General features: G+C 70.9%; 27 protein-coding genes. 9 read left to right on the plus strand and 18 right to left on the minus strand.

Translation table 11 applies throughout. From position 1 onward, the window contains the following. Nucleotide 1: 1 nt before the first annotated feature. From BLU84_RS24730 to BLU84_RS24740, 3 genes are read right to left on the minus strand one after another with little or no spacing between them, the layout of a single operon-like run. Entirely contained in the window at nucleotides 2-721 is a 720-nt protein-coding gene (locus BLU84_RS24730) for an HAD family hydrolase (RefSeq protein WP_074873557.1), read from the minus strand. Beyond that, nucleotides 714-1415, minus strand: a complete 702-nt coding sequence (locus BLU84_RS24735) for a pseudouridine synthase (RefSeq protein ID WP_074873558.1) — start codon at nucleotides 1413-1415, stop codon at nucleotides 714-716. Before BLU84_RS24735 ends, BLU84_RS24730 begins: the two co-directional genes overlap by 8 nt. Next, nucleotides 1412-2464, minus strand: coding sequence for a class I SAM-dependent methyltransferase (locus BLU84_RS24740; protein WP_074873560.1), 1053 nt, complete (start codon nucleotides 2462-2464; stop codon nucleotides 1412-1414). The genes BLU84_RS24735 and BLU84_RS24740 overlap by 4 nt, the downstream gene beginning before the upstream one ends. A gap of 106 nt (nucleotides 2465-2570) precedes the next feature. Between BLU84_RS24740 and BLU84_RS24745 the strand changes: the two genes are divergently transcribed. Next, entirely contained in the window at nucleotides 2571-3347 is a 777-nt protein-coding gene (locus tag BLU84_RS24745) for a hypothetical protein (protein ID WP_074873625.1), read from the plus strand. A gap of 139 nt (nucleotides 3348-3486) precedes the next feature. Further along, nucleotides 3487-3744 (plus strand): hypothetical protein, encoded by a 258-nt coding sequence (locus tag BLU84_RS24750; RefSeq protein ID WP_074873562.1) that lies wholly within the window; start codon nucleotides 3487-3489, stop codon nucleotides 3742-3744. A 143-nt stretch (nucleotides 3745-3887) separates the two neighbouring features. Here BLU84_RS24750 and BLU84_RS24755 read toward each other — a convergent pair whose 3' ends face one another. Beyond that, a complete protein-coding gene (locus BLU84_RS24755; protein WP_074873564.1) occupies nucleotides 3888-6392 on the minus strand; it encodes an ABC transporter permease in 2505 nt (834 codons plus the stop codon). A 1-nt stretch (nucleotide 6393) separates the two neighbouring features. Further along, on the minus strand, nucleotides 6394-7158 hold the full coding sequence (locus tag BLU84_RS24760) for an ABC transporter ATP-binding protein (RefSeq protein ID WP_232518357.1): 765 nt from the start codon (nucleotides 7156-7158) through the stop codon (nucleotides 6394-6396). A gap of 170 nt (nucleotides 7159-7328) precedes the next feature. On the opposite strand from BLU84_RS24760, the gene BLU84_RS24765 reads away from it, so the two are divergent. Then, nucleotides 7329-8000, plus strand: coding sequence for an arylesterase (locus BLU84_RS24765; protein WP_083383089.1), 672 nt, complete (start codon nucleotides 7329-7331; stop codon nucleotides 7998-8000). Nucleotides 8001-8604: 604 nt separating this feature from the next. Here BLU84_RS24765 and BLU84_RS24770 read toward each other — a convergent pair. The 5 genes from BLU84_RS24770 to pcaD all read right to left on the minus strand — a co-directional run bounded on the left by BLU84_RS24770 (nucleotide 8605) and on the right by pcaD (nucleotide 12291). Then, the gene (locus BLU84_RS24770; protein WP_074873566.1) at nucleotides 8605-9861 is read right to left on the minus strand and encodes a D-amino acid dehydrogenase; all 1257 of its coding nucleotides are present in this window, start codon (nucleotides 9859-9861) and stop codon (nucleotides 8605-8607) included. A 233-nt stretch (nucleotides 9862-10094) separates the two neighbouring features. Continuing rightward, nucleotides 10095-10385, minus strand: coding sequence for an EF-hand domain-containing protein (locus tag BLU84_RS24775; protein ID WP_074873569.1), 291 nt, complete (start codon nucleotides 10383-10385; stop codon nucleotides 10095-10097). Between the two features lie 67 nt (nucleotides 10386-10452). Then, nucleotides 10453-10920, minus strand: coding sequence for an RcnB family protein (locus BLU84_RS24780; protein WP_074873571.1), 468 nt, complete (start codon nucleotides 10918-10920; stop codon nucleotides 10453-10455). Nucleotides 10921-11157: 237 nt separating this feature from the next. Then, the gene (locus BLU84_RS24785; protein WP_074873574.1) at nucleotides 11158-11409 is read right to left on the minus strand and encodes a hypothetical protein; all 252 of its coding nucleotides are present in this window, start codon (nucleotides 11407-11409) and stop codon (nucleotides 11158-11160) included. 84 nt (nucleotides 11410-11493) lie between these two features. After that, on the minus strand, nucleotides 11494-12291 hold the full coding sequence (gene pcaD / locus BLU84_RS24790) for a 3-oxoadipate enol-lactonase (RefSeq protein ID WP_074873575.1): 798 nt from the start codon (nucleotides 12289-12291) through the stop codon (nucleotides 11494-11496). 144 nt (nucleotides 12292-12435) lie between these two features. On the opposite strand from pcaD, the gene BLU84_RS24795 reads away from it, so the two are divergent. Continuing rightward, entirely contained in the window at nucleotides 12436-13380 is a 945-nt protein-coding gene (locus tag BLU84_RS24795) for a LysR family transcriptional regulator (protein ID WP_074873577.1), read from the plus strand. A gap of 127 nt (nucleotides 13381-13507) precedes the next feature. Here the strand turns inward: BLU84_RS24795 and BLU84_RS24800 are convergent, their stop codons facing one another. Beyond that, nucleotides 13508-13672: a DUF1328 domain-containing protein gene (locus BLU84_RS24800; RefSeq protein WP_074873579.1), complete on the minus strand. Its 165-nt coding sequence runs from the start codon at nucleotides 13670-13672 to the stop codon at nucleotides 13508-13510. Nucleotides 13673-13941: 269 nt separating this feature from the next. After that, nucleotides 13942-14844 carry a LysR family transcriptional regulator gene (locus tag BLU84_RS24805; RefSeq protein WP_074873582.1) on the minus strand — a complete coding sequence of 301 codons (903 nt, stop codon included), beginning with the start codon at nucleotides 14842-14844 and terminating at the stop codon, nucleotides 13942-13944. Nucleotides 14845-14997: 153 nt separating this feature from the next. On the opposite strand from BLU84_RS24805, the gene BLU84_RS24810 reads away from it, so the two are divergent. From BLU84_RS24810 to BLU84_RS24820, 3 genes are all read left to right on the plus strand, one after another. Continuing rightward, nucleotides 14998-15384, plus strand: coding sequence for a VOC family protein (locus tag BLU84_RS24810; RefSeq protein WP_139175238.1), 387 nt, complete (start codon nucleotides 14998-15000; stop codon nucleotides 15382-15384). Continuing rightward, on the plus strand, nucleotides 15368-16171 hold the full coding sequence (locus BLU84_RS24815; protein WP_083383091.1) for an SDR family NAD(P)-dependent oxidoreductase: 804 nt from the start codon (nucleotides 15368-15370) through the stop codon (nucleotides 16169-16171). The genes BLU84_RS24810 and BLU84_RS24815 overlap by 17 nt, the downstream gene beginning before the upstream one ends. Nucleotides 16172-16244: 73 nt before the next feature. Next, entirely contained in the window at nucleotides 16245-16868 is a 624-nt protein-coding gene (locus BLU84_RS24820) for a LysE family translocator (RefSeq protein WP_074873588.1), read from the plus strand. Nucleotides 16869-16875: 7 nt separating this feature from the next. Here the strand turns inward: BLU84_RS24820 and BLU84_RS24825 are convergent, their stop codons facing one another. The 5 genes from BLU84_RS24825 to cydP are packed head-to-tail and all read right to left on the minus strand — an operon-like array spanning nucleotide 16876 to nucleotide 20215. Next, the gene (locus tag BLU84_RS24825; protein ID WP_074873590.1) at nucleotides 16876-17172 is read right to left on the minus strand and encodes a cyd operon YbgE family protein; all 297 of its coding nucleotides are present in this window, start codon (nucleotides 17170-17172) and stop codon (nucleotides 16876-16878) included. Beyond that, nucleotides 17172-17297, minus strand: coding sequence for a cytochrome bd-I oxidase subunit CydX (gene cydX, locus BLU84_RS24830; RefSeq protein ID WP_074873592.1), 126 nt, complete (start codon nucleotides 17295-17297; stop codon nucleotides 17172-17174). The genes BLU84_RS24825 and cydX overlap by 1 nt, the downstream gene beginning before the upstream one ends. After that, on the minus strand, nucleotides 17297-18430 hold the full coding sequence (gene cydB / locus BLU84_RS24835; RefSeq protein ID WP_074873594.1) for a cytochrome d ubiquinol oxidase subunit II: 1134 nt from the start codon (nucleotides 18428-18430) through the stop codon (nucleotides 17297-17299). The genes cydX and cydB overlap by 1 nt, the downstream gene beginning before the upstream one ends. 10 nt (nucleotides 18431-18440) lie before the next feature. Then, nucleotides 18441-20000, minus strand: coding sequence for a cytochrome ubiquinol oxidase subunit I (locus BLU84_RS24840; protein ID WP_139175239.1), 1560 nt, complete (start codon nucleotides 19998-20000; stop codon nucleotides 18441-18443). A 5-nt stretch (nucleotides 20001-20005) separates the two neighbouring features. Continuing rightward, the gene (cydP, locus tag BLU84_RS24845; RefSeq protein ID WP_074873596.1) at nucleotides 20006-20215 is read right to left on the minus strand and encodes a cytochrome oxidase putative small subunit CydP; all 210 of its coding nucleotides are present in this window, start codon (nucleotides 20213-20215) and stop codon (nucleotides 20006-20008) included. Nucleotides 20216-20491: 276 nt separating this feature from the next. Here cydP and BLU84_RS24850 point away from each other — a divergent pair, with 276 nt between their 5' ends. After that, on the plus strand, nucleotides 20492-21328 hold the full coding sequence (locus tag BLU84_RS24850) for a universal stress protein (protein WP_074873598.1): 837 nt from the start codon (nucleotides 20492-20494) through the stop codon (nucleotides 21326-21328). A gap of 241 nt (nucleotides 21329-21569) precedes the next feature. Here the strand turns inward: BLU84_RS24850 and BLU84_RS24855 are convergent, their stop codons facing one another. After that, on the minus strand, nucleotides 21570-22433 hold the full coding sequence (locus tag BLU84_RS24855; RefSeq protein ID WP_074873600.1) for a hypothetical protein: 864 nt from the start codon (nucleotides 22431-22433) through the stop codon (nucleotides 21570-21572). Between the two features lie 284 nt (nucleotides 22434-22717). Between BLU84_RS24855 and BLU84_RS24860 the strand changes: the two genes are divergently transcribed. Continuing rightward, nucleotides 22718-23449 carry a helix-turn-helix domain-containing protein gene (locus tag BLU84_RS24860; RefSeq protein WP_083383092.1) on the plus strand — a complete coding sequence of 244 codons (732 nt, stop codon included), beginning with the start codon at nucleotides 22718-22720 and terminating at the stop codon, nucleotides 23447-23449. Nucleotides 23450-23466: the final 17 nt, after the last annotated feature.

The following is a 23466-nucleotide window of genomic DNA, read 5'->3' on the forward strand; positions in this document are numbered from 1 at the left end:
CTCAGCCTGCCTGCGCCGCGTCCTTGTTCGCCAACACGCGCTCCAACAAGCTGCGCGCCTGTTCCAGCGAGGCCACGATGCGGTGGCCGAACGCGCGCAATTCTTCGCCCGGCACGACCAGGTCGGGCACCTGGATCGGGGTCGCCCCGGCCGCCAGCGCGGCGCGCACGCCGGGTTCGGAATCCTCCAGCACCACGCAGCGGCGCACATCGACGCCGAGTTCGCGCGCAGCCAGCAGATAGATATCCGGCGCCGGCTTGGGATGCTCGACATCGCTGCCGGCGACGATCGCGTCGAAGCGGTCGATCAATCCGCTCGCGGCGAGCTTGGCCAGCGCGCGCGGGCGCTGGGTCGAGGTCGCCACCGCCTTGGGCACGCCGCGCGCGTCGAGCAGGTCCAGCAATTCCAGCAGCCCGCGCTTGCGCGGCAGGCCGGCGGCGACGCGCGCGTCGTAGAGCCGATAGCTGGTGTCGCGCAGGCGGACCGCCGCATCACTGCCGAAATGCCCGCTGAGATGAGCGAGGCTGGCACGGTCGTGCATGCCCACCATCGCCAGCCACACCGCATCGTCGGCGGCGAGGTTCTCGGCCGCGGCCGCTTCGCGCCAGGTTTCCAGCATCGCCCGTTCGCTGTCGAGCATCAGCCCGTCCATGTCGAACAGCACCGCGTCGGGGACGAAATCCAGCGCTACGGACGCCTCAGCCACGAAAGTCTCAGCCACGGAACAAAGTCTCTAGATCGGTGGAATCGAGCGCGCGCCATTGCCCGCCCGGCAGGTCCTGCAGCGACAAACCGCCGATGCGCGCGCGGTGCAGCGCCACGACGTGGTTGCCGACCGCGGCGAACATGCGCCGCACCTGGTGATAGCGGCCCTCGGTGAGGGTCAGGCGCGCGCGCCGCGGCTCCAGCGTTTCCATCAGCGCCGGCGCCAGCGGGGTCTTTTCCGCTTCCAGCATCAACTCGCCGCTGGCGAACACCGCCGCTTCGTCGCCGCGCAGGTCCGAAGCCAGGGTAGCTTCATAGACCTTGCCGAGCTTGGCCTTCGGCGACACGATCCGGTGCAGCAGCGCGCCGTCGTCGGTCAGCAGCAGCAGGCCGCTGGTGTCGCGGTCGAGCCGGCCGACCGGCGACAGCAGCGGCGAGCGCAGGCGCAGGCGCGGCGGCAGCAGGTCGTAGACGACGCGGCCGGGGTCCTTGGTCGAGCAGGTGTAGCCGACCGGCTTGTGCAGCATGAGGGTCAGCCCGGCCGGCGGGTCCAGCGGCTCGCCGTCGACGCGGATCGCGGCGTGCTCGACCTGGTCGTCGGCGTACAGCACCTCGCCGTCGGCATCGGTGATGCGGCCCTGGCGGAACATCGCGGTCACGTCCTTGCGGCTGCCGTAACCGAGGTTGGCGATCAGCTTGACCAGTTTCATGCCCGCCCCCGCGCGCCGCGCGCTTCCACCACTTTGAAGCCGCCGTCCTGGGCAACGGTGCGGACCTCGCCGAAATGCTCGTCCAGCGCCTGTTCGTACGGCAGATGGCGGTTGGCGACCAGCCACAGGCGGCCGCCGCGCTCGAGCGATTGCGCGGCCACCTGGATGAAGCGGCGGCCGATGTCCGGGCGCTCCTCGCGGCCCTGCGCATGGAACGGCGGATTGCTGACGATGACGTCGTAGCGGCGCGGCAGGCCGGCGGTGACGTCGTGCCAGAACACTTGCACCGGCACCCGCGCGCCCTCCAGGTTGCGGCGCGCCAGCGCGACCGCGCGCGCCTGCGCCTCGAACAGGTCGAGCGCGGCGATGCGCGGGCAACGCGCCAGCAGTTCGGCGGACAAATAACCGTAGCCGGCGCCCAGATCGGCGGCATGGCCGCTCAGGTCGGCCGGCAGGTGCGCGGCGAGCAGGGCCGAGGCCGGATCGATGCGGTCCCAGGCGAACACGCCCGGGCGGCTGTGGAAACGCCCGCCGAGGATCGCGCGCGGCGCGTCCAGCGCGGCCCAGGCGCGCGCCAGCGCTTCGTCGGCCGGGCCTTGCAGCGGCGCGGTCCAGAACGCGCGGCATTTGCGCTTGGACAGGCTGCCGACCTTGCCGGCGAGCTTGCCCAGGTCGTCCTCGCCCGAGCGCGCGCCCTCGTCGTTGCGCATGCACGCCAGCACCCGCCCGCCCGGCGCGCAGCGCGCCACGGCCTGGGCGAACAGCGCGCGCGCTTCCTCGCGCTGGCGCGGCGGCAGCACCAGCACCAGCGGGAAGCGGCGCGCGGGGTCCAGCGATTCCAGATCGACCACGTCCAGGCCGCCGCGCTCCAGCGCTTCGGCGGCGGGCCGGAAATCCTGCTCGCACAACAGGCCCGGACGCGGCGCCTGGCGCAGGCCGACGCCGTCGCGCGCGCGCAGGAACAAGGCATCGCCGGGCCAGGGCCACAGGCCGTCGGCGAAAGGCTGGAACAGGGTCTCGAGCGCGTCGTCGGAGCGGTCAACGCGCATGGTCGGCAAGGTCGGTAACGGCGAACGGGGTCATCTTCATCGCGCCGATTTTACGCGGCCGCGGGTTAGGGTGTGGGCATCGCCATCGACGCAAGGAATGCCCACCGTGCGCCTGCCCGTGCTGATCGCGGCCGCCCTGATGCCGGCGGTGGCCTGGTTCTCGCAAGCCGGCTACTTCGGGCCCGACAACGGCGAAATCTCCGACCGCTACCCCACTTTGCTCGTGGCCGCCGGCTACGCCTTTTCGATCTGGGGCCTGATTTTCCTGCTCGACCTGGCCTTCGCCGCCTGGCAGCTGGGCGCGCGCCGGCGCGAGGACGACACCCTGCTGCGGGTGCGGCCGGTCGCGGCGGCCGGCTTCACCCTGACCGCGCTGTGGATGCCGCTGTTCTCGCAGCAGTGGTTCTGGCTGGCGCTGGCGACGATCTGGCTGGCCCTGGCCTGTCTGGCCTGGGCGGCGACGGTGCTGGCGCGCGACGCCACCCCGCTGCCGGGCCAACGGGTCTGGGCGACATTCGCGCTGTCGCTGCACGCCGGCTGGCTGGCGCTGGCGGCGTTCCTGAACACCGCGCAGGTGCTGGTCGCCTACCGGCTGGCGCCGGTGGACGCGATGCTGCCGTGGAGCCTGGCCCTGTTCGCGGCCGCGGCGCTGGTGCTGCTGGGCTTGAACGCGCGCATGCGCGGCAGCGCCGGCTTCGTGCTGGCGGCGCTGTGGGGACTGGCCGGGGTGTACATGAAGCAATCGGCCTCGGCGCTGCCGGGCGCGACGGTCGCGGCCTGGACTGCGGCCGGCATCGGCGTGTTGCTGCTCGCGCAGACCGCGTGGCTGCGGCTGCATCCCAAGCACCGGGTGTTTTCCGGGCATTTGTCGCCGGGCGAGTGAATTCGCGGCAAGCGCCTGGGTTTTTGTGGGTTTGTGGTTTTGTGGGAGGGACTTCCACACCGCGCAAACATCCGCTTCATCCCCAGCCAACACCGCCGACGCGAGGATGAAACCTCGCCCATCACAGGAGCCTTGCACGATGCGAGCCCTCTTCGTCGGCGGCACCGTCGACAACAGCGAACTCGACCTGGAAGGCGGCACGGCGCCGCGCCACTATCCGCCCGACACCGGCAGCGGCACCGCGCGCTACCGCCTGCATCATGTGGGACTGCGCGACGGCGATCTGGTCTATGCGGTGTATGCGGCGCAGGGGTTGGCCGACGGCGAGATCGAGCGGGTGGCCGAGGAGCGCGGGTATGCGCGCAGGTTCGAGGCCGAGCCGCAGTTGAGCGTTTGAGCGGTTTTGGCAACTGCTGCCCTCACCCCAACCCCTCTCCCGCAAGCGGGAGAGGGGCTAAAGAGTTCGGCGCCAATTGCCGTTCCTTCTCCCGCTCGCGGGAGAAGGTGCCCCGAAGGGGCGGATGAGGGCCGCCGCGAACCTCAGTTCTGCAACTCGCGCAACGTCACCGATGGCGGCGCATCCAACACCTTCCGCGTCGCGAACATCCCCGCCGCCAACGCCGCCAGCATGCCCGCCGCGCCGCCGGCCGCGGTCATGCGCCAGTCGAATTCCCACGGCAGGTCGAACACCTGCACCGCGACCACGCCGGCCAGCACCGACGCGGCGATCGCCGCGACCAGCCCCGACAACAGCCCGATCGCCGCGAATTCCGAGGCCTGGGCCAAGCGCAGCTGCCAGCGGCTGCCGCCGAGCACGCGCATCACCCCGCCTTCGAGCAAGCGCTCGTCCTGGCTCGCGCTCACCGCCGCCATCAACACCAGCAATCCGGCGAACAGCGAGAAGTAGAACACCACCTCGACCACCGTCGAGACCTGGTCGGCGGTGCTGCGCACCTGCTTGAGCACCTGTTCGACGTCGATCACCGACAGATTCGGGAAACGCTCGACCAGTTGCGAGGTGAAGCGGGTATTGCCCGCCGGCACGCTGATCGCGGTGATGTAGCTGGCCGCGTAGCCGTCCATCGATCCGGGCGATCCGACCACGAAGAAGTTCGGCCGGAAGCTCTCCCAATCGACCTTGCGCAGGCTGGTGATCTTGGCCGCGTACGGCTGCCCGGCGATGTCGAAGCCGATGCGGTCGCCGACCTTCCAGCCCAGCGTCTCGGCGAAGCCTTCTTCGACCGACACCTCCGGCTGCGCCAGCTTGCGCGGCGCCCAGAACTTGCCGTCGGTCACCTTGTTGTCGTCGCGCAGCGTGTCGGCCACCGACAGGTTGAACTCGCGCTCGGCCAGTTGCTTGGCGCGGTCGCCGCGTTCGGCGTAGCTGTCGCCGGTCACCGGCTGGCCGTTGTGGCTGACCAGACGCGCGCGGATCATCGGGAACAAGGTCGGCGCGCCGATGCCTTGCTCGGCGATGAAGCGGCGCACATCGGCCATCTGGTCCTGCTGCACGTTGATGATGAAGCGGTTGGGCGCGTCGGCCGACAGCGCCAGCTGCCAGCGGTCGAGCAGATCGGTGCGCACGAAAGTCAGCAGCAGCAGCGCCATCAAGCCCAGGCCCAGCGCCGAAACTTGGGCGATGCTGGCGCCGGCGCGACGGCTGACGTTGGCCAGGCCGTAGCGCAGCGCGCCGCGCAGGCGCGAGCGCAGGCGCCGCACCAGCACGATCAGGCCCAGCGCCAGCGCGGCGAGCACGGCGAAGGTGGCGATGATGCCGGTCAGCATGTACGCCCCGAGCATCAGCGAACCGGCCTTCCACCACAGCAACGCGGCCAGCCCGCCGAGGCCGGCGAGCGCGACCAGCCAGGCGCTGGGCTCGGTCGCGTCGAGATCGCGGCGCAACACCCGCAGCGCCGGCACCCGACGCAGCGCCAGCACCGGCGGCGCGCCGAACGCCAGCAACACCACCAGCCCGACGCCGAAGCCCTGCAGCGCCGGCAACCAGCCGGCCGGCGGAATCGACATCTTCAACGATTGCTCCAGCCAGCCGCCGATCGCCCATTGCAAGGCGAACGCCAACGCCACGCCGATCGCGCTGGCGAGCAGGCCCAACAGCACCATCTCGCCGACATGGATGCCGACCAACGTGCGCTGGCTGGCGCCGAGGCAACGCATCACCGCGGTGCCGGACAGATGGCGTTCGCTGTGGCGGCGCGCGGCCATCGCCACCGCCACCGCCGCCAGCACCACCGACACCAGCGCGGCCAGACCGAGGAAACGGCCGGCGCGGTCGAGCGCGGAGCGCACTTCCGGGCGCGCGTCGGCGATGGTTTCCAGGCGCTGGCCGCGGCCGAGCGCGGGCTTGGCCGCGGCGACGAAGCGCTCCACCGCCGCGGCCGGGCCGGCCACGACCAAGCGATAGCGGATGCGGCTGCCGGGCTGAATCAAGCCGGTCTGCGGCAGGTCCGCCAGATTGAGGAAGACCTTCGGCGCGATGTTGAAGTAATCCAGCGACGCATCGGGTTCCTGCGTCACCAGCGCGGCCAGGCGCAGGCGCGAATCGCCGATGGCGATCTCCTGCCCGACCTGCGCGCCGAGCGTGTCGGCGCCGGCCTGGCTCATCCACACCGTGCCGCGCTCGGGCACGCCGGGCGCGTCGCGCTCGGCGCCGCCGACGCGATCGGCGATGCGGAACGCGCCGCGCAGCGGGAAACCTTCGCCGAGCGCGCGCAAGTCGCCGAGTTGCAGGCGCTCGCCGACGCGGACCATCGTTTGCAGCTCGGTGGCTTCGGCGCGGCGCAGTTCGGCGGAGTTGGCCGCTTCGCGCAGCTTGCCGGCGATGGGTTGGTCGGCGCGCACCACCGCATCGCCGCCGAGCAAACGGTTGGCTTCGATCGCCAGCGCGCGCTCGGCGCGGTCGGTGACGAAACCGACCGCGGTCACCGCCAGCACCGCCAGCACCAGCGCGGCGAGCAGAATGCGCACATCGCCGGCTTTCAGGTCGCGGCGCAGCTGGCGCCACGCCATCGCGATCGTGCGGCCCATGTCAGGCCTGCACCAGTCGGCCGCTGTCGAGGCGGATGCGGCGGTGGCAGCGCTCAGCGAGGTGATCGTCGTGGGTCACCAGGATCAACGTGGTGCCGGCGTCGGCGTTGAGCTGGAACAGCAATTCGATGATCGCCTGGCCGGTATGGGTGTCGAGGTTGCCGGTGGGTTCATCGGCGAACAGCAGCGAGGGCCGGGTCACGAATGCGCGCGCCAGCGCCACGCGCTGTTGTTCGCCGCCGGAGAGCTGGCGCGGATAGTGATCCAGGCGCTGGCCGAGGCCGACCTTGTCGAGGATCGCGCGCGCCGGCGCCTGCGCGTCGCGGTCGCCGCGCAGCTCCAGCGGCAGCATCACGTTCTCCAGCGCGGTCAGCGACGGCAACAGCTGGAAGCTCTGGAACACGAAGCCGACCTTCTCGCCGCGCACGCGCGCGCGGCCGTCTTCGTCGAGCGCGGAGATGGTTTCGCCGTCGAGCACGACTTCGCCGGTGCTGGGCGAATCCAACCCGGCCAGCAGCGACAGCAGCGTGCTCTTGCCCGAACCCGACGCGCCCACGATCGCCACGGTGTCGCCCTTGGCGATGGAGAAACCGACCCCATCGAGAATGGTGAGCTCGCCCGACGGCAGCGTTACGTGCTTGCCCAGGCCGCGCACGTCCAGGGTGATCGGACGCGCGGATGCGGACGGCCGCTCGGTCTGCGCTCGTTCATCGTTTTGCGCGATGTCATCGGCCATGATCGGTGCGGCCAGGTCGGAAACTGCCATGATCGTCCTTCTGCTTGACTCGCCGCATCTTCGGGAGAGGTTATTAAATGATCTTTAAGACTTTCGGCGCGCGCCGCGACCGCGATGCGCGCCTCGCCAACGAAGGATATGCGGGACTGCGGCGCCGGCTTCAATGGGCCATAAGTCCGGCCGCGACTGCGGACACCTTTATGGGCACCGCTGCAATGGCCGCCTTGCTCGCCGCCGCCCTGCTCGCGGCGGCCGCCGCACCGGCAGCGGCGCAGCCCGCGCCGGGCGCCCGCCCCGCCGCGGCCGCGCCGGCGGCCAAGGCCCAGCGCACGGTGCTGTTCATGGGCGACTCGCTCTCCGCCGGCTACGGCCTGGCCGCGCCGCAGGGCTGGGTGGCGCTGACCGCGCAACGCATCGCCCAGGCCAAGCCGGGCTGGCGCGCGGTCAACGCCAGCATCAGCGGCGAGACCACCGCCGGCGGCGCGGCGCGCATCGCCGGCGAACTGCAGCGCAACAAGCCGGCGGTGGTGGTGATCGAGCTGGGCTCCAACGACGGCCTGCGCGGCCTGCCGCTGGCGCAGAGCCGGGCCAACCTGGAACGCATGATCCAGGCCGCGCAGGCGGCCAAGGCGCAGGTGCTGCTGATCGGTATGCGCATGCCGCCGAACCTGGGCCGCGAATACACCGAAGGCTTCGAGCGCAACTACCGCGAGCTGGCGCAGAAGTATTCGGCGCCGCTGCTGCCGTTCCTGCTCGAACCGGTCGCGGCCGACCGCAACAACTTCCAGAACGACAACCTGCATCCGACCGCGGCGGCGCAGCCGGCGCTGCGCGATCACGTCTGGACCAAGCTGGGGCCGATGCTCAAGTGAGCGGACGTGGCGCTCGATGCGGGTTCGCATCGGGTGGGTGCGGAGGGCGGGAGCGAAATGGATTCCGGCGTTCGCCGGAATGACAGAGCGGCGCTTTACCGCACCGCCCACCCGCATCGTCCAGGGTTGCGCGCCCGCCGCCTAATCGTCGTGCCTGCGCAACCCGCCTATCGTCATGCCCGCGAAACCCTCCTACGTCATGCCCGCGAAGGCGGGCATCCAGGGCCTTATCGCGACATGACTCTGAAGTCTCTGGATCCCCGCCTTCGCGGGGATGACGGCCTGAAAGAGGCGCGGTGAAACCCAACCGTCGTGGCGCAGCATCGTCGTGATGCCGGGCAACTCACTTGCCGTCATGCATGCGAACCCCACCTATCGTCATCCCCGCGAAACCCTCCTACCGTCATGCCCGCGAAAGCGGGCATCCAGGGCTTTATCGAGACGCTGCCGCGGTTTCCAGGCGTCTTCCGCTTCCGCGAGAAGCCGAGGCGAACGCAGCGGGTTTCGCCCTTCGCCAGACTGACGCTGACAAAGGCTGGCCGGATGGTGGCTGGATAAATCCCGCGAGCACCGGCCAGCGTAATTCGAGCGGACAACGCGCACCTCAGCGCGCGTAACGCTCGATCCCCAACCCTTCCAGATCGATCTGCGGCGCGCGGCCGGCGATCAGATCGGCCAGCACGCGCCCGGTGCCGGCCGCCATGGTCCAGCCCAGGGTGCCGTGGCCGGTGGCCAGGTACAGGCCGCGCAGCGCGGTGGCGCCGAGCAGCGGCGTGCCGTCCGGGGTCATCGGTCGCAGGCCGCACCAGAACTCGGCGCGCGCCGCATCGCCGCCGCCCGGGAACAGATCGCCGACCACGTGCGCCAAGGTCTGCCGCCGCGCCTCGTGCAGGCGCAGGTCGTAACCGGCCAGCTCGGCGGTGCCGCCGACGCGGATGCGGTCGCCCAGGCGGGTCACCGCGACCTTGTGGGTCTCGTCCATCACCGTCGATTCCGGCGCGCAGGCCGCATCGACGATCGGCAAGGTCAACGAATAGCCCTTCACCGGATACACCGGAATGCGCAGGCCCAGCGGCGCCAGCCAGCGCGGCGAATAACTGCCGAGCGCGAGCACGCAGGCGTCGGCCTCGAACGTGCCGGCGTCGGTATGGACGCGGCGCCAACGGTCGCCATCGGCCTCCACACCCACGATATCGGTGCCGAAGCGGAACCGCGCGCCCGCCGCCTGCGCCAACGCGGCGAGGTTCTGGCTGAACTTGAAGCAATCGCCGGTCTCGTCGCCGGGCAGGCGCAGGCCGCCGGCGAACTTGTCGCGCACCCGCGCCAGCGCCGGTTCGTGCTCGGCGCAACCGTCGCGGTCGAGCAACTGATAGGCCACGCCAGACTCGCGCAGGATCTCGATGTCCTTGCCGGTGTCGTCGAGCTGGCGCTGGGTGCGGAACAGTTGCAGCGTGCCGCGCTGACGCGCGTCGTAGTCGATGCCGGTGGCCGCGCGCAATTCGCGCAGGCAGTCGCGGCTGTACTCGGCCAGCCGCACCATCCGCCCCTTGTTGATGCGGTAGCGCGCTTGTGTGCAGTTGCGCAGCATCGCCAGGCCCCAGCGCCACAGCGCCGGGTCGAGGCCTGGGCGGATCACCAGCGGGCGGTGGCGCATCGCCAGCCATTTGATCGCCTTCAGCGGCACGCCCGGCCCGGCCCACGGCGCCGAATAGCCGGGCGAGACTTCGCCGGCGTTGGCGTAGCTGGTTTCCATCGCCGGCGCCGCGCGCCGGTCGATCACCTCGACCTCGTGGCCGTCCTGGGCGAGGTAGTAAGCGGCGGTGGTTCCGATCACGCCGCTGCCGAGAATGAGGACTTTGATGCGCGACTCCCCTGCCTGCCGCCGGCGCTTGCGAAGGCGCGGGCCGCAGGCGCGAACGGGCGCCCGCGGCGCCGACGCGGCAGGCTACCACCGCGCCGGCGCGGCCGGAACCGGCGCTTGTGCGAACTACGGGCAGGGTCGAGGAACGGGGCGGATCGTGGCGCCGAACATCGCTGGTACGGCGGGCTCATCGCCTCGCTAGACAAACAGCCGAACCCGCCTGCCGCCCCGCCTCATCCGCCGTGCGGCCGCTCCGGCGCCACCGGCTTGCACGCCGCGTATTCCTCGCGGCTGAGCTTGCTGTCGCGGTCGGCATCGCAGTGGACGATGCGCTTGGCCAGTTCCGGCGCGCGCACCGTCACCTCCGGCAGGGTCACTACGCCGTCGCCGTTGCTGTCGAGCGATTCGTAGCTAGGCAAGGTCGCAGCGGCTGCAGCGGGCTTGGGCGCGTCCTTAGCCTGCGCGGCCAGGGACAGCAGGGCGAGCGCGGCGGTCGCCGCGAGCAAGACGGGGCGAACATTCATCGGGGCGGCTCCGGTCGGGGGAAAACGCGGGAAGCGAACGCCGGAGCCGCGGCCCCGACGCGCGCGGTCACAGGAAGTTGTCGTAAACGCTCTGCACCACTTCGCCGCTACGCAGATCGATCAGCAGCGCGTCGGGCCCGTAGCGCACCCATTCGTAGCCGACCGGCGGAATGTCCAGGCCGAACAGCCAGAAATCGGCGAGCACGAACTGCGGCCCCCAATACGCGCGCGGCAGGAATTCGCCGTAGTGCCAGCGTCGGTAGGCGTAGCCCGGCGGCGCGCGCCACGGCCCGATGCGGTAGCCGCGATGGGCCTGGAAGTTGTGGGCGAAATAGCCGCGATCGAACTCGCGCGGGCGCTGCTCGATGCCGCGCGGCGGCTCCATGCGCTGATAGCCGTGCGGCGCGCGCTGGACTTCGGCCGGGCCGCCGCCGCGACGCTCGAACGCACCGGCGGACAGGGCCAGGGAGGGCAGGATCAGGGCCAACGCCGCGGCGGCGGCGAGGCGACGGCGATTGCAGGACAAGGCGAACATGCTCGGCTCCTTCTGAGGAGGCTGACGGGATGTCAGCGACGATCGCGGCTGCCGGACGCGTGCCTGTGATCCTCAGTCCGCCGGGCTGTCGTGGTGCTGGCGAGAGGATTAAAGAATTTCAATCGTAAGCCGCGCGCGAAACGCAGGTGTGGTTCGCGTAAGCGCGGCGCCGCGCTGGGGCGGCGTTCAGCGGCGCCGGTAGGCCGGCTTCAACCGGTATGAGTCAGCAGGGATGAGTCAGCGGCGGATCAGGAAGTCGGGTTGTTCGTTCAACGAACCGTCGGTCTCGATCACCACGAAGCGCTCGCCGTCGTCGCGGAACACCACCGGAATCGGATCGAGGAACAGCGGCCGGCGCACGAAACGCAAGCGCCAGCCGAACTGCTCCAGCGTCGCCAGCGCGTCGAGCTGGGCGCGGTTGAGGCCGGCGCGCAGGCCGACCGCGCTCAACAGTTCGGCATCGGCTTTACGGCGGTCGGGTTCGGTCATGGCGGCGGACGCATCGGCTCGGACCGGGCGACGATACCCCAATGCCGCGCGCGCGACCGCGCCGGCGGTCGCGCAACGGCGCCTTCAATCCTCGCTCAGAAACTCGATGCTCGCGCGTTCGAACGCATCGGCGCATTCGATGTTGGCCATATGCACCGCGGGCAATATCAGCAAGCGCGCACCGGGCACCGTTTCGGCGAGGAGGCGGCCGTGTTCGGGCAGCGTCACCGGATCGGATTCGCCGGCGATCACCAGGGTCGGCGCGACGATCAAGGCGGCGGTGCGGCGTAGGTCGGCATCGCGCACGGCGGCGAAGCTGCCGGCCAGGCCGTCGGCGCTCTGAGCGAGCAAGGCGGCGCGGAACGGCGCCACGCGCGGATCGTCCGCCGCGAGCATTGGCGCCGGAAACCAATCGCGCAGAAACCGCTCGCCGATGGCATGCATGTCGGTCGCCGCATGCACTTCGTCTATGCGCTGGTCGAACACCGCCGCCGGGCCCAGGTGCGACGAGGTGTTGCTCAGCACCAAGCGGCCGATGCGCTCGGGCGCGTGCACGGCCAGCCACTGGCCGACGAAGCCGCCGAGCGACAGGCCGAGGAAGTGCACGCGCTGCAGCCCGAGCGCGTCGAGCAGCTCCAGCACGTCGCGGCCGAGCCGGTCCAGCGAGTAGGCGCCGGCCGGCGCGTCCGAACCGCCGTGGCCGCGCGCGTCGTAGCGCAGCACGCGGAAATGCGCGCTCAGCGCCGCAATCTGCGCGTCCCACATATGCAGGTCGGTGGCGATGGAGTTGGACAGCACCAGCACCGGCAGGCCGGGGTTGCCGTCGAAGCGGTAGGCGATGCGCACGCCGTCGCCGGTGAGGATATGGGTGGAAGCGGTCATGGTCGGGCTCCTGGAGGATGGTCGGCGCAGCTCGCGCATCGCGGGGCGATGTCGCCGCATGCCGTGCATCCTGGTTGCCGGGGGCCCGGATTGATATTACAAAGATCGCAAGTTCTTTGTAGATAAACTGGAATATAGGCCGCCATGTCCGGATTCACCCTGCACGACCTGCAGTGCTTCGACGCGGTGATCCAGGCCGGCGGCTTCCAGGCCGCAGCGGCGAGCCTGCACCGCTCGCATCCGGCGGTGTTCGCCGCGGTGGCGCGGCTGGAGCGCCAGCTCGGCCTGGAACTGCTCGACCGCAGCGGCTACCGGGTCGCGCCGACCGCGGCCGGCCGCTCCCTGCACCGTCGCGCGCAGAATCTGCTGCGCGAATCGCAGCAGTTGCGCGCGCACGCCCGGCAACTGGCCATGGGCGAGGAAAGCGAGCTGCGCATCGTGCTCGGCGACTTGTGCCCGCGCCCGCAGGCGCTGGCGCTGCTGGGCCGGTTCTTCGCCCAGTGCCCCAACACCCGCCTGCATCTGCATTTCGAGTCGGTGAGCGGGCCGCGCGAGCGCCTGCTCGACGACGAGGCCGATCTGATCGTGCACCGCATCGACGACGGCGACCCACGTACCGAGACCATCGCCCTCGGCGAGGTCCGGATGATTCCGGTGGTCGCGCCGGGCTTCCTGCCCTTCCCCATCGACCGCGCGATCCGCCCCGAGCAGTTGCGCGGACTGACCCAATGCGTGATGCGCGACAGCGCGCGGCATTCTCCGCCGGTGGACTACTTCACCATCGACGGCGCGCCGCAATGCACGGTGGCCGATCAGCTGATGAAGAAGGATTTGATCGCCCACGGCCTGGCCTGGGGCCATATGCCGGGGTTCCTGGTCGAAGAGGAATTGGCCGACGGACGTTTGCTGTCGATCGCGGGGCGCTATCTGCCGGGACGCGGCGAGCGTTTGGTCGCTGCGCGCCGCAACGACCGCGCGCATGGGCCGGTGGCCGAACGTTTGTGGGCCTATCTGCAGGCGCAGGCGCCGCAGTTCCGGCGAGCGCTGTCGCCGGCCCCGCACGGCCGCGGGCGCAAGCCGCGCGGCTGAAGCGTCTGCGGGCGGTTTGCTGCGAACGGCGACGGAAGATCGCTAGCGCCGGATACGAAGCCGGACCGGCGAACCGGTCCGGCCATGCGGTGCGCGAAGGCGCGCCGCGAACGATGGATCGACTGCGTTACGCCGCCGGACGGCGACCACGCAGCAGCGAGATGACCGCCAACACCACGAACACCACGAACAGGATCCAGGCGATGTTGCTGGCGGCGCCGGCGATGCCGGTGAAGCCCAGCACCGCGGCGATCAGGGCGATGACGAAGAACACGACGGCGTAATGAAGCATACAAACCTCCTGCGGCGTGCTGCGCTCCGGGCGAATCCCGAGCTCGTGGATCGATCCTCGCGCACTGGAAGTTGCCATGCGGTGAGGATGCGCGATGCCGTGCATGCGCGCTTCAGCGTGGTCAGGGTTTCGTTAACGCTGCGTACTCGCCGCGTCATCGCGATTGCCGACGGTAGGAGCGGCGCGAGCCGCGACCGCGACACCATGCTTGCGTCGTAAGCGCGATGTCGCGGTCGCGGCTTGCGCCGCTCCTACAGGGGGGCGAACGATCAACGGCGCAGGTCGGGCGGGCACAGGCGCTCGGACTGGCGCTCGAATTCGGTCACGGCGAAATCGACCAGGGCGCGCAGGCGCGGCGTCTGCCGCATGTCGGAGTGGAAGCCGACCCGCACCGCGCGCACCACCGGTTGCGGGGCGAGGTCGAGACGCCGCAGCTGCGGTTCGCGTTCGCCCAGCAGGCACGGCAGCACCGCCATCGCCGCGCCGTCGCGCACCGCGGACAGATGCGCGCGCAAGCCGTTGGCGCGCAGCGCCACCCGCGCGCGCGGCGCCAGCGGCGGCAGCCAGGCTTCGTGCGCGACCGCGCCGGCGGCGTGGTCCATCAGCACCAAGGCGTGGCCGTCGAAACCATCGGCCGGATCGGGGCGGCCATGTTCGGCGAGATACGCTTCGCTGGCGTAGAGCGCGTAGGCGACATCGCCGACCCGGCGTTCGATCAGGTTCTCCTGCGCGAACGAGCCGAAGCGGAACGCCAGGTCGGCCTCGCGCCGGGCGAGGTTGAACACCCGCACGTCGTTGATGACTTCCAGCGCCACGCCCGGATGCAGGGCGCCGAAGCGCGCCAGCATCGGCGCGATCACCTCGTCGCCGAGCCAATCCAGGCTGGTCACGGTCAGCGCGCCGTCCAGGCCGGTGTCGCGCGCGGCGATGCGCCGCTGCACCGCGAGCGCGCCGGCGTCCATCTGCTCCAGGCCTTCGAGCAGACTGCGGCCGAGCGCGTTGGCGCGCATGCCGCCGGCTTCGCGTTCGAACAGCTTCGCGCCCAGGCGCTGCTCCAGCGCGTCCAGGCGGCGGCCGACCGTGGGCTGGGTACTGCCGAGCGCGCGCGCCGCCGCGCTGAGGCTGCCGTGGCGCGCGATCGCCAAGGCGATCTTGAGGTCGTCCCAATCCATCTTCGTCCTTTCGAGTCGGCGCGATGCGTTTGCGAATGGCGGCCATGCCGCTGCGGCGAATGGGCCCGCCATGCGGCGGCGCCTAGACTGCCACCGGCGCCGGCCGCGCAACAAGCGCGGCGGTGTCGCCTTCCACACCGATCGCCACGCACCGTGACCGCCATGCATCTGGACCACTTGATCCTGCGCGTCGCCGACGCCGCCGTGTCGGCGCGCTTCTACCGCGACACCCTCGGCCTATGCGAAGAACCCGGCCCCGGGCCGCTTCGTGTGCTGCGCGTGGACGCCGGCACCACCCTGGACTTGCTGCAGGCGCCGCCGCGCGACGCCGTCCACCTCGCCTTCCGCCTCGACCGCGCCGGCTTCGAACGCGTGCGCGCGGGCCTGGACGCGCGGGGCATCGCCTACGGCGCCTCGCCGTTCCAACGCGACGGCCGCAGCGGCTTGCAGCACGGCGCGATGGGCGCGGCCGAGTCGCTGTACTTCTCCGATCCGGACGGACACAACCTGGAAATCCGCAGCCATGAACCAAACGCCTGAACGTCCTGCGCCGCACGCGTCGGTTCCGGTCTTCGCCGATTTGCGCGGCAAGACCGCGCTGGTCACCGGCGGCTCGCGCGGCCTCGGCGCGGCCACCGCGCTGGCGCTGGCGCGCAGCGGCGTGCGCGTGGCGGTCAACGGCCGCGACCGCACCGCGCTGGCGGCCAGCGTCGGCGCGCTGCGCGAGGGCGGCGGCGAAGCCGAGGCCTTCGTCGCCGATTGTTCCGAACTGTCCCAGGTCGAAGCTTTGCGCGACGCCGTGTTGGCGCGTTTCGGCGCGCCCGACTTCGTGCTCGCCTTCGCCGGCGGCGGCAGCGGCCGGCCGATGCCGGTGCACGAGATCGACGAACGCGACTGGCGCTCCAGCCTCGACCACAACCTCACCGCGACCTTCTTGGTCGCCAAGTGCTTCCTGCCCGGCATGCTCGCGCGCGGCAGCGGCGCGCTGCTGACCATGGCCTCGGCCGGCGCGCGCGTCGTCGCCGGCGCGCCGGCCGGTTACGCCGCGGCCAAAGCCGGGGTGATCGCGCTGACCCGCCAGCTCGCCCACGAGTTGGGCCCGCGCGGCCTGCGCGCCAACTGCCTGTCGCCGTCGGCGGTGCTGACCGAGCGCACCCGCGACCATCTGTCGCAGGAACGGCAAACGCAGATGCTGCGTGCGTTCCCGCTCGGCCGGCTCGGCGAGCCGGCGGACGTGGCGGCAGCGTCGTTGTTCCTGCTCAGCGACGCCTCGGCCTGGATCACCGGGCAGGTGCTCGACGTGGCCGGCGGGCGGGTCATGCTCTGAGCGGCCAGCCGCGCAGCGCTTGCGCGCGGCGGCGCGCTCGCCTCCAATGGGGTTCCCCGCACCGGAGCCGCCCATGGACCCGCAGACCCTCGCCGCCTTTTTCGCCACCGCGTTGTTCCTGGCGGTGGTGCCCGGCCCGGACAACGTGTTCGTGCTGACCCAGTCCGCGCTGCGCGGCAAGCGCGCCGGCCTGTGGGTGGTGCTGGGCCTGTGCACCGGCCTGCTGGTCCACACCGGCGCGGTAGCGCTGGGCGTGGCTGCGCTGTTCGAGCGCTCGCGCCTGGCCTTCGACCTGCTCAAGTACGCCGGCGCGGCTTACCTGCTGTACCTGGCCTGGCAATCGCTGCGCGCGCCGGCGATGACGGTGGAAAGCGGCGAAGGCGAGCGCAGCAGCGCCGGCAAGCTGTACCTGCGCGGCATCGTCATGAACGTGACCAATCCCAAGGTGTCGATCTTCTTTCTCGCCTTCCTGCCGCAGTTCGTCGACAAGCAGGCCGGTTCGGTCACGTTGCAGATGCTGGCGCTGGGCGCGACCTTCATCCTCGCCACTGCGCTGGTGTTCGGCGCGCTGGCCTTGAGCGCGGGCGCGGTCGGCCAGCGTTTCGCCCGCTCCGCGCGCGCCCAGCGCTGGATGAACCGCGCCGCCGCGGCGGTGTTCGCCGGGCTCGCGGCCAAGCTCGCCACCGCGCAGCGCTGATCGCGGCTCACAGCAAGCTGCGCGTCCACAACACGGCCAAGCCCAGCATCAACGGCCACAGCAGCGCCGGATGCACCAGCGCGCGCGCCCAGGCGCGGCGCGGGCGGAAGCCGACGCCGTGGACGAAGCCCGCGCAGATCGCCATCACCAGCGGCGTCAGCAGGCCGTGCGCGCCGGGGCTGAGCCCGGCGCCGCGCATCGCCGGCAGGAACAGCAGCGCCAGCGACAGCGCCGCCGCCAACATCAGCGACAACGCGCGCGCCCAGCCCGCGCCTGCCGCGACGGCGACCGGTGCCGCGTCCATCAGCGGCCCCGCCGCGCTTCGCCGCGCGCCTGCTCCTCGTCCTCGCGCATCTCGAACCACATCGCGTTGAGCACGCCGAAGCTGCAGGCCAGGGCCAGGCCCAGAATCCAGGCGAAGTACCACATCAGTAACCTCCTTCATGGTCGCCCTGCGCCTGCACATGGGCGCGGGTGATGGTGCCGCGCATGACCCGGAACGCCCACGCGGTGTAGGCCAGGATCAGCGGCAGGAAGATCGCCGCGGCGACCAGCATGATCCCCAGCGTGCGCTGGCTGGACGAGGCGTCCCACACGGTCAGGCCGTGCGCGGGATCGGTCGACGAGGGCAGCAGGAACGGGAACAGCGACGCGCCGGCGGTGAGGATGATGCAAGCCACCGCGACGCCGCTGGCGATGAACGCCCACTTGCGCGAATGCAGCAGCGCGACCGCCAGCAACCCGGCGAACGCCAGGGCCGGCAACGCGATCAGCCACGGCTGCAGGGCGTAGTTCGCCAGCCAGCCGCCGTCGACCAGGATCGCGTGCTTGGCCAGCGGATCCGACGGCGCGCCGGTGTTCCAGGCGCCGACGATGGCCGAGCCTGGCAACGAACGCAGCCACACGCCGGCCGCGGCGAACGCGGCGATCGCCGTCGCCGCGGCGATGCGGGCGATGCGCCGGGCGCGCGCGCCGACCGGGTCTTCCACCCGCATCGCCGCATAGCTGGCGCCGTGCATGGCCAGCATCGACAGGCTCACCACGCCGGCCAACAGCGCGAACGGATGGAACAGGCCGAGGAAGCTGCCGTCGTACACCGGCAGCAAGACGTCGGTGAAATGGAACGGCACGCCCAGGAACAGATTGCCGAAGGCCACGCCGAACACCAGCGACGGCACCGCACCGGCGATGGTCAGCGCCCAGTCCCAGGCGCCGCGCCAACGCGCATGCGGCAGGCGGTTGCGGAAGGCGAAGCCGACCGGGCGCAGGATCAACGCCACCAGCAGCAGGAACATGGCGAAGTAGAACGCCGAGAACGAGGCCGCATACAGCAGCGGCCAGGCCGCGAAGACCGCGCCGCCGCCGAGGATGAACCAGACCTGGTTGCCTTCCCAGTTCGGCTCGATCGCTTCCAGCGCCATGCGCCGCTCCACGTCGTCGCGGCCGATCAGACGCAAGATCGCACCCAGGCCGAGGTCGTAGCCGTCGGTGAGGGCGAAGCCGATCAGCAGCACGCCCAGCAGCAGCCACCACAGTTCGCGCAACAGTTCGTAATCGATCATGGCCAAGTCCTCAGGCGGTATGCGCGGCAGCGGTGCGGGTCGCGGGCCAGAATTTCAGCTTGTCCGGCCCCGAGCGGATCGCGCGCAGCATCAGCACCGCATCGACCACGGCCAGGCCGGTGTAGAGCACGACGAAGCCGACCAGGCTGGCGATCACCTGGGTGGAGTTGGTCGCCGACACGCCCAGGAACGTCGGCAGCACGCCGTCGATCGCCCAAGGCTGGCGGCCGTATTCGGCCACGATCCAGCCCAGCTCCGCCGCCACCCACGGCAGCGGCAGGCTGTACAGCGCCAGCCTCAGGAACCAGCGCTTTTCCAGCTGGTTGCGCGTGGCCAGCCAGAACGCGGCGGCGAACAGGAAGATGAAGTAGAAGCCCAGCCCGACCATGATCCGGAACGACCAGAACAGCACCGGCACGTTCGGCACCGTGCTCCAGGCGGCGCGCTCGACGATCTCGTCGCTGGCGTTGGCCGGATCGGTGGTGTAACGCAAGGTCAGCAGGCCGAAGCCGAGGTCGTCGCGCAAGGCCATGAACGCGGCTTGCTTGTGCGGATCGTCGCGGTCGGCGCGCAGTTCGCGCAGCGCCTCATAGGCGCCGATGCCGCGGCGGATGCGGGCGCGGTTCTCTTCGACCAGCTCGTGGATGCCGGCGACTTCCTTGTCCAGCGAGCGCGTGGCGATCAGGCCCATCGCCCAGGGAATGCGCACGGCGTACTCGGTCTCGCGCTTGTCCATGTTCGGCAGGCCGAACAGGGTGAACGAGGCCGGCGCCGGATGGGTGCGCCATTCGGCCTCGATCGCGGCGACCTTCATCTTCTGGTTTTCCGAGGCGGTGTAGCCGCTCTCGTCGCCGAGCACCGCCACCGACAACGCCGAGGCCAGGCCGAAGCTCGCCGCCACCACCATCGAGCGCTTGGCGATCTCGACATTGCGCCCGCGCAGCAGATACCAGGCGCTGATCGACAGCACGAACATCGCGCCGGTGACGTAGCCGGCGCTGACGGTGTGCACGAACTTGGCCTGCGCGACCGGGTTGAACACCACCGCGGCGAAGTCGGTGATCTCCATGCGCATGGTGTGGAAGTTGAATTCCGCGCCGACCGGGTTCTGCATCCAGCCGTTGGCGATCAGGATCCACAGCGCCGACAGGTTCGCGCCCAGCGCGGTCAGCCAGGTCACGGTGAGGTGCTGCAGCTTGCTGAGCCGGTCCCAGCCGAAGAAGAACAAACCGACGAAGGTGCTTTCCAGGAAGAACGCCATCAGCCCTTCGATCGCCAGCGGCGCGCCGAAGATGTCGCCGACGTAATGCGAGTAATAGGCCCAGTTGGTGCCGAACTGGAATTCCATGGTGATGCCGGTGGCCACGCCCATGGCGAAGTTGATCCCGAACAGCACGCCCCAGAAGCGGGTCATCTGCTTCCAGATGACCCGGCCGGTCATCACGTAGACGCTCTCCATGATCGCCATGATCAGCGCCAGGCCGATGGTCAGCGGCACGAACAGGAAGTGATAGAGCGCGGTCAGCGCGAATTGCAGGCGCGACAGATCGACGAGGTACAGGTCCGGCATGGGAATCACCTTGCGTGCAGAAGGAGCCGGTCGACCGCGCCGGCATCGACCGGCGGACGGTGCGAAGGCGAGAAGAACAGCAGATACAGCGCCGTCAGCAGCGCCAGCTTGGCCGCGATGGTCAGCGCGATGCGGCGCAGCAGCGCCGCGCTCCAGCGCGGCGGCGCCGCGGCGGACGCGCCGCATTCATCGAGCTGCGCTCGCGGAGTTTTCACGGCCGGCTCCGGGGGAATCTGCGAGCATTTCAGGCCATCCGGGCCGGCGGCGTGTTGATCCAGGTCAAGCCGCCCGCCGATCGCCCCATCGATCCGGCCGCCGCCCTGCCCGCGACGGCCGCCCAGGCCGGAGCCCAGGCTCCGACCGGCCCAAGACGCCGCCCGCGCGGCGAACGCCGCCGCGGGTCACCGGCGCGGTTTGATCCGGGTCAACACCGCGCGCGCGAAGCCGGCCGTAATGCGGGCAAAGGCCCGACGCGGCCGCGGAGAAGACACATGTACAAGGATCTGACCATTGCGATGACCGGCAGCGCCGGCGACGCCGACGCGCTGCGTTTGGCGGTGAAGCTGGCCGCGCGCCACAGCGCGCGCCTGTCGGTGCTGGAAAGCGTCGACCTGCCGATGCCGATCAGCCACGCCTGGGACATGCTCCCCGACCCGACCTCCGGCGCGGTCTACGCACAGTTGCGCGACCGCGGCCAGCAGCGCCTGGCGGAGCTGAAGGCGCGCCTGGACGACGAGACCGTGAGCTGGGACGCGCGTGTGGTCGAAGCGCTTTACGCCGACGCGCCGCACACCGTCGCGCGCGAAGCCTTCGATGCCGATGTCTGCCTGGTCGCCGGCAGCGGCGGCGATGCGTCCAACGCATCGGCCCTGCATGCGTGGTTCACCGCGCTGCTGCTCGAATCCGGCCGCCCGGTGCTGGTGGTGCCGCCGAACAGCGGCCCGACCCTGCCGCTGCGACGGGCGATGATCGCCTGGCAACCCACCCGCCAGACCACGCGCGCCGTGCACGACGCGCTGCCGCTGCTGGCCGATGCCGGCCTGGTGGAACTGGTGCTGATCGGCCAGGGCGACGACGACCCGGCGCAGGAATCGGCGCGGCGCATGGTCGCGCATCTGGTCCGCCACAGCATTCCCACCGACTTGGTCAGCCTGCGCGCCGGCGACCGCGGCGTCGCCGAGGTGCTGCTCGACTATGCCGAACGCAGCGGCGTGCAGTTGCTGGTGGCCGGCGGCTACGGGCATTCGCGGTTGCGCGAATGGGTGCTGGGCGGGGTGACGCGCGAGTTGTTGACGTCGGCGTCGCTGCCGGTGTTTTTCGGGCATTGATGCGGCGGTCGGTGCGGGTGGAGGTGCCCTCGCCTGCTGCGGCGCGGCCGTTCGAGAATTTCGTCGCAGGCGAGGTGTCGCGGTCGCGGCTTGCGCCGCTCCTACAGGGGCTTCGGCGAGATTCGTATCCGACTGTAGGAGCGGCGCAAGCCGCGACCGCGACAATGGAACCACGACGAAACCAGCCACGCCCCTTCGCCATCCCAAGATCGCGAAACCGGCACCGCCGCCGTAACCGCCGCTAAGGCCGCACGCCCACCGGCGCATCGAGCCACGGCTGCATCGCCGCCGCAATCCGCCCCTGCGCCGCCCGCAATGCCTGCGGCGTAGCGCCGTACAAATCGCGCAATCGCGCATAAGCCGGCTCGATTCCATCGCTGGCGCCGTTGGCCAACCGCGCCAGCGACGGCTGCGGCCGCACCCGGGTCAGGCGCGCATGGCGACGGTTGCCCGCCACCGCATCGGCCAGCGCCGCGGGCAACTCGCGCGAGCGCCACCGTTCGCTCAACCCCGCCGCCTCGCCGCGGGCGCCGCGCTCGCGCGCCAGCCGTCCCGCGCCCTGCGCGCAGCCCAGTGCGAGCGAACGCGCCATCGCCTGCGCCTGCGCCGCAGCGGCGTCGCCGAGGTAATCCACGCCCAGCAGCGCCAACGCGTCGGCGACGCCGATCAAACCGACTTCCAGGCGCAGGCCGCCGGCGACCTCCGCGCCGAACGCCTCGGCCGCGTCGTCGAGCAGGCGCACCGCCAGCGCCGCCGTCGCTGCGAAGCGCTCGAAATCGAAACGCGCGCGCGCGCCGCCGGGCTCGATCACGAACGCGCCGGCGTTGAGCGCCGCACGCGGTGCGCGCAACGGCGGCACCGCGCGCTCGGTGCCGGCGCGGCGCAGCAGGCGCGGGTCGGGCAGCAACTGCCAGGCGCCGAACGCAGCCGCGTAACGGTTGCGCCAGTAGCCGCCGTCGCCGCCGCTGCCGCCCACGGCCGCCGCCACCCGTTGCCAGGTCGCGTCGATGGTGCGGTCGCGCAGGCGCTCGCCGCTGCGCCAGCGGAAGCGCCGGTCCCACAGGTCGACAGCATGCGGATCGGTGAATCGGGTCAGGCGGGTCACGGCAAGTCCGAGGGCTGCGGGGCGCACCCGCTCGCGTCCACTGTGCCCGCGTCGCACCGGGCATTCTTGATCGGGATCAAGTTCGCCCGCGATCACAACGCCGCGGTGCCTGGGCGCGACCCGCCGCTGCGCCGCAAAGGCCACAACACCAGCAAGCGCGCTCAACGAGCACGTCAAAACGAGCGCGTTACAAACCGTTACCGCTGGTTACCGCTTCCGCATCGGCGCGCGCCTTCGCGCGTCTAGCCTGTGCCCGGTCAAACCGCCGAACCGGAATCGCCGTCATGCTGCTCGAACACACCGTCTACGCCGACTCCGGCTTCGCCGCCGACAGCGCCGCCGCCCACTACGCCGGGGACGACGCGCTGGAACCGTGGCTGCAGCGCGAACTGCTGCGCCTGGGCTGGCCGCTGCAACGCCGCCGGGTGCGCGCCAAGCAGCATGTGTTCCGCGCCGGCCAGCCGCGCACCGCGCTGTACCTGGTGCATGCCGGCTGCTTCAAGACCGCGCTGGTCAGCGAAGACGGGCGCGAGAAGATCACCGGCTTCCGCCTGCGCGGCGATCTGCTCGGCCTGGACGCGCTGGACATGAACGCCTACGCCTGCGACGCGGTCGCGCTCGACACCGGCGAGCTGTGGGAAGTGCCGTTCGCGCGGCTGCGCAGCGAGCTGCCGCAGTTCCAGGAGCGCATCACCGCACTGCTTGCACGCGAGATCCGCCGCGACTGGACCTGGATGCTGGCGCTGGGCACGCTCGGCGCCGACCAGCGCGTGGTGACGTTCCTGTTCGACCTGGCCGCGCGCCTGCAGGCGCTGGGCTTCAGCGGCGAACGCCTGCAACTGCGCATGACCCGCGCCGAACTCGGCAATTTCCTGTCGCTGACGTTGGAAACGGTGGCGCGCTCGCTGTCGCGCCTGCAGGCGCGCGGGTTGATCGAAGTGGCCGGCCGCGAGATCGTCCTGCGCGACCGCGCCGCGCTGAGCGGGTTGCTCGCGGCGGGCGGCCGCGTGCACTGATAAACGACGACGCCGCG

Source organism: Lysobacter enzymogenes (assembly GCF_900106525.1).
Lineage (GTDB): Bacteria > Pseudomonadota > Gammaproteobacteria > Xanthomonadales > Xanthomonadaceae > Lysobacter > Lysobacter enzymogenes.